This is a genomic window from Ancylothrix sp. D3o (assembly GCF_025370775.1).
GTDB lineage: Bacteria > Cyanobacteriota > Cyanobacteriia > Cyanobacteriales > Oscillatoriaceae > Ancylothrix.
Genome location: NZ_JAMXEX010000071.1, coordinates 1 through 4,881 on the forward strand (window position 1 = coordinate 1; position 4,881 = coordinate 4,881).

7 protein-coding genes are annotated in these 4,881 nt (G+C 38.3%); 3 read left to right on the forward strand and 4 right to left on the reverse strand.

Going from position 1 to position 4,881, the window contains the following annotated elements; all coding sequences use genetic code 11:
- The first annotated feature begins 326 nt into the window (after positions 1-326).
- On the forward strand, positions 327-623 hold the full coding sequence (locus NG798_RS26690; protein WP_261226757.1) for a DUF1778 domain-containing protein: 297 nt from the start codon (positions 327-329) through the stop codon (positions 621-623).
- Entirely contained in the window at positions 614-1,132 is a 519-nt protein-coding gene (locus NG798_RS26695; RefSeq protein WP_261226758.1) for a GNAT family N-acetyltransferase, read from the forward strand. Before NG798_RS26690 ends, NG798_RS26695 begins: the two co-directional genes overlap by 10 nt.
- 119 nt (positions 1,133-1,251) lie before the next feature.
- Here the strand turns inward: NG798_RS26695 and NG798_RS26700 are convergent, their stop codons facing one another.
- Positions 1,252-2,481 carry a hypothetical protein gene (locus NG798_RS26700; RefSeq protein WP_261226759.1) on the reverse strand — a complete coding sequence of 410 codons (1,230 nt, stop codon included), beginning with the start codon at positions 2,479-2,481 and terminating at the stop codon, positions 1,252-1,254.
- A gap of 213 nt (positions 2,482-2,694) precedes the next feature.
- Here NG798_RS26700 and NG798_RS26705 point away from each other — a divergent pair, with 213 nt between their 5' ends.
- Positions 2,695-3,435 carry an NB-ARC domain-containing protein gene (locus tag NG798_RS26705; RefSeq protein WP_261226760.1) on the forward strand — a complete coding sequence of 247 codons (741 nt, stop codon included), beginning with the start codon at positions 2,695-2,697 and terminating at the stop codon, positions 3,433-3,435.
- Positions 3,436-4,136: 701 nt separating this feature from the next.
- Here the strand turns inward: NG798_RS26705 and NG798_RS26710 are convergent.
- The 3 genes from NG798_RS26710 to NG798_RS26720 all read right to left on the reverse strand — a co-directional run.
- Positions 4,137-4,355, reverse strand: coding sequence for a type II toxin-antitoxin system HicB family antitoxin (locus tag NG798_RS26710; protein ID WP_261226761.1), 219 nt, complete (start codon positions 4,353-4,355; stop codon positions 4,137-4,139).
- Entirely contained in the window at positions 4,355-4,609 is a 255-nt protein-coding gene (locus tag NG798_RS26715) for a type II toxin-antitoxin system HicA family toxin (protein WP_261226762.1), read from the reverse strand. The genes NG798_RS26710 and NG798_RS26715 overlap by 1 nt, the downstream gene beginning before the upstream one ends.
- Positions 4,610-4,789: 180 nt before the next feature.
- Positions 4,790-4,881, reverse strand: a 92-nt coding sequence (locus NG798_RS26720; RefSeq protein ID WP_261226763.1) for a photosystem II protein D1, incomplete at its 5' end; no start/stop codon positions are given.

The following is a 4,881-nucleotide window of genomic DNA, read 5'->3' on the forward strand; positions in this document are numbered from 1 at the left end:
AGGCGGTTTTCGGTGCTTGTAACCCAGCTACAGAACCGTTCCCAGACGTTAGAGCGCTCTGTGCGCTGTAATGTGGTTGTCATGTGTTTATGAGTGCTATTGATTTGTTAAGGTTCGGATGATGTTTTTATCTTAAGGGTATTTTTAAGTTTTGTAAAGGGGTTTTAATCGGAGTATTTCTGATGAATAACATAAGCTGGACTTATCAATAGTCAGTCAGGATTGGCAACAACTGTGTTTACATTGTGTAGACAAGGCTTTACCCTAGAGGAGTAAGCTATCGGTTACAGAGATAAGCTTTTGTTGCTCTCAGAGAGGTAACTGTGATGTCCTCCTCAGAATTTCCCATATCAGCGGGCCATACCCGTGACGTTACAATCAATATCCGAGCTAAAAAAAATCAACGAGATTTAATTGATCAGGCGGCACAAATAGAGGGAAAAAGCCGGTCAGAGTTCATGCTTGAATCTGCTTACGAAAAAGCCCAAAATGTTATTTTAGACCGCTGTTTTTTTGGGTTAGATGAGGTTAAGTTTCAGGAATTTATGGCATTGCTGGATGCAGGGCCGGTGTCCAATGAGAAGCTAAAAACCTTATTGACAAGTAAATCTTTGTGGGATTAGATCAAGAAAAAATTATTCCCCCGGAAAAGCTGAATTCTTTCCATCTAATTGATAAGTTTGATTCGGGTGAAAATAAGCTAAATGAGTGGTTAAAAAAGCGGGCTTTAAAAAATGATTTAGAGGGGGCTTCCCGCACTTATGTTGTCTGTGTTGGTAAAGAAGTGATGGGATATTACTGTCTGGCAAATGGAGCAGTCGCACAAACCACAGCCACAGGTAGAATTTGGCGTAATATGCCCGATCCTATTCCAGTGATGGTGATAGGAAGATTGGCAGTTGATCGCCGGTGGCAAGGCAAAGGTATCGGGCGTGCTTTACTGCGAGATGCTATTCTTCGTACTTTGCAAGCTGCGGAAATTGCGGGGATAAGAGCAATTATTGTACACGCTATTTCTGAAGAGGCGAAACAGTTTTATGAGAAGTGTGGGTTTAGTGTTTCACCTATTGATGAGATGACACTGATGGTGAAAGTTAAGGATGCTATTGTTGCACTTGGGTTAGAAGGTTGAAGGTGTGTATGTTTCTCTCTGAAGATGCTAGGTTGGGCCGGTGGGGTTTAGGGTTTGGTAAACTCTAGGAAAATAAGGTTTGGGTTGGGTTTTGTTTCTCAACCCAACCTAAAAGGTAACTAAAAAACACTATTTTTGATTTTCTCTTCCAATTCATTAACTACAGACATGACACCCTGTTGAGGGTCATTTAAAAGATTGTATTTGATGTTATCTAACTCAGAAACTAACTCTTCTCGCAAACGGGGTTGATTTTCTGCTACTCCATTCTTATAATCCCAATAATCGTAAGCTATCAAAGCTAGAGCAACTGCCGGATCAATTATACCTGCTACTTTAGTAGAAATAGTAGCAATAGCTGTGCTACCTGCTTTAGCAGCAAATTTAGCAGCTATTTTACTACCTCCGTAAGCGCCTAAAAGCTTGACTAAAGATACATCATCACCTCGGTCATTATCTAGTGTAATTTTAAGGCTTTTTATATATTCATTCCAGTCTGTTTTGGGAATTTTATAGAGTTTAGAAACATGGGAAACATTGTTAGAGATTTCCTTTATATAGAACTGTGTCGTATCAATCAATATTGTCTTAAACTTGATCTCTGATGATTCCGCGCTTAATACTTTCTTAGCAAATTCTCTCTGAATATTGTCATTGATAGATTTAGCAATTTTTTGATTAGTTTGATCAAACTGAAATCCGTTGATGACATACTCACCTATAAACTGGAACAACACACTAAGCTCCTGCCCTTTTTGATTGAAATAATTGAAATACCAAGGCAGAAAATCCTGATCAAGCTTCTTAATTAATTGTTCTTGCCATTCATTTAATTTTTGATCGGAATATTCTTTAGTGGTTTGATAAGCAAGGTCAAGAGATTCTTGTAATGCAATTTTATCTCTATCGGGAAAAACTTGAGTATTGGCTGGCCTATCAATGCTTACTTGAGCTAATAACGCATTATTTATAATTACTCTTCCCAGTAACGGAATTATTACAATAAGAATTACCACAGACCATACAATGATACTAAAATTTTTAAAAATTTTGAATAATAAGGGTTGTTTAGAAGTTTCTTCAGACTTCGTAAAAGTGGCTGTAGAATCTTCAGGTGGTTTGATAGTGTCTTCAGTCGCAGCCAAAGTATCTGTAGAATCTTCAGCTTTTTTGATAGTGTCTTCAGTCGCAGCCAGAGTATCTGTAGAATCTTCAGCTTTTTTGATAGTGTCTTCCGTCTCAGCCAGAGTAGCTATAGAATCTTCAGGTTGTTTGATAGTGTCTTCAGTCTCAGCCAGAGGATCTCTAGCTGTAGAGGTTTCCGTTTTTTGAGAGATATCTTCAGTCATGGTGATTATTGAGCAAGTGTACGGTTGATTGAGGATGGGTTATCCATCGCATAATTACTTATTTTTAAATATCCATAACTATGCTGTCAATATTTACTGTGTGGCTTAAAGTAGGAACTTTATCTATTTTTATTGTGTCCAAATGTGGTATTTAGAGCGTAAAGTGGTAAAATGTGGGATGAAGGTACTTCAAAAATCATAATTTTTGAACCTATGGACATTCAAGAAGTTTTAAACTGGACTGATGAAAAGGTGTTTGCTAAAACCGGAAAACATCTTGACTCAATACAAAAAGCTATATTAGAAGGAATTTGGCAGCATCAACAATATGGAGAGATAGCAGAAAATAATAACTTTAGTTATGATTATCTAAAAAAAGAAGCTTGGAAATTATGGAAGCTTCTCTCCAATGTCCTTGGAGAAGATAATATTAAAAAATCTAATGTCCGCTCTATTTTAGAAAAAAAAGCATTATCTAGGATTTACAACAATAATGGTTCACAGATTGTTGGTTACATAAATAGCCATATCAATATTTGTGGAGAAAACCGGCCCTATCCAGAAGAAACAAAACCCCCCTCACCCTCACCCCCAAACACACCCCAAAACGAAAATAAATCCCCAATCATCGACTTAAAACAAGCACCGGCCTTAACCGAATATTACCACCGCACCCCAGAAGAAACCACCCTCAAAAACTGGATCTTAAACACCACTACCCGCCTAATTACAATCTACGGCTTAAATGGAATAGGAAAAAGCACCCTCACCCTCCAACTCATCCAACAAATTAACAACGAATTTGATTACATTATCTGGCAAACCCTCAACGAAAAACCCACCCTTACCACCCTACAAACCCACCTCAAACAAACATTTTCCCACACCCAAAAAAACCCCCTTACCCACAATCCTAGATTATTTCCGCACCTATCGCTGTTTACTCATCCTTGATGACCTCCAAAACATCTTTAAATCCCGTGAAATAGCCGGCCAATACCTACCCGGATATGAAGATTACAGCCAATTTTTCAAACAAATTGCCACCACGACCCATCAAAGTTGCTTAATACTTCTCACCTCCGAAAAACCGCGAGACATCACCACACTGGAAGCCGAAAACACCTCTACCCAAACCTTACACCTCAAAGGATTACTAGAAGAACAAGCCCAAGAAATCTTACGAAAAAAACAATTAACAGATGAAGACAAATGGCCTCAATTAATAACCCTTTATCAAAGTCATCCCCTCTGGTTAAAAATCATCTCCGCAACAATTAACCAATTATTTAACGGTAGCGTCTCCCAGTATTTAGCCGACCCGAATGATATATATTTAGGAGACATAGAACCCATTTTAGAAACTCAATTAAAGCGCTTATCCGACTCTGAAAAAACCGTGATATGCTGGTTAGCAAGCCAAACAAAACCTGTAGATATCTCACAAAGGCCGGTGGAAACAGCATTATCAAAAACTCAATTTTTGCAAGCCATAGAATCCTTAAACCGGCGCAGCTTAGTAGAAAAAGAGCCGGTCGCAGGACGAGCAATGTTTCAAATTAACCCAATCTTCAAACAATACATACAGTCAAACTCAAATTTTCTAAAGGAAAATTAGTAATAAAAATTCGAGGTTCGCTTGAAAAACCCCCTTATTATTTCTGATAAATAACAGGTCTATATTTAGGTTCAGGAATCACCTTATTTGCAGCAACAGCCGTTTCTAACCATGCTTTTTTAGCAATTTGTACCTCCCGCAAAGCCTCTTCTGGAGTTTCGCCAAAAGCAGAGCAATATTTTAAATCAGGAATATCAGCAATATAACCCTGATCTTCATCACTGTAGAAGATATTGATATGATAGTCTTTCATCATTAATCCTCCATCGTCAGATTGTACTCTTCAACGAGCGATAAGAATTGACGCACTTGATAGAGAGCCACTTCTCCTTTTTTATTTTGAATATTAACAATTTCTCTAATTTGGGGATGAGTAAAAATGTGATGACTACCACTGATTCTTGCCAAACTAAAACCGAAAGCTTCAATAAGCATCACCATTTCACTAAACTTGATATTTTTTGAACCGGCCAGAGCCTTATCCAGAATTTTCCGCTTTTTATCGACCACTCTCTAGTCTTCCTCTCCCTATTCACTTAATCCGACGTTGCTTTATCCATAGATATTGGGCAAGGCTTGTACCTTTTATAACCTTACAACAAAAAGCCAACAACGCAAAAAGCGCCCCCCATCTCTGGAGAGCGCCTTTTGTAATTATTCAGTTTTCGAGGATTAAGCCCTCATAAAACCTTAGCCCTTGATAGAAGGAGCCTCAACAGAAGCCAAATCAAGAGGGAAGTTGTGAGCATTACGCTCGTGCATTACTTCCATACCCAAGTTAG

Excerpts from the sequence above, each read along its gene's own strand:
- NG798_RS26690 (WP_261226757.1), top strand. The coding sequence starts at position 327 with ATGTCCTCCTCAGAATTTCCCATATCAGCGGGCCATACCCGTGACGTT.
- NG798_RS26700 (WP_261226759.1), bottom strand. The coding sequence starts at position 2,481 with ATGACTGAAGATATCTCTCAAAAAACGGAAACCTCTACAGCTAGAGAT.
- NG798_RS26705 (WP_261226760.1), top strand. The coding sequence starts at position 2,695 with ATGGACATTCAAGAAGTTTTAAACTGGACTGATGAAAAGGTGTTTGCT.
- NG798_RS26710 (WP_261226761.1), bottom strand. The coding sequence starts at position 4,355 with ATGATGAAAGACTATCATATCAATATCTTCTACAGTGATGAAGATCAG.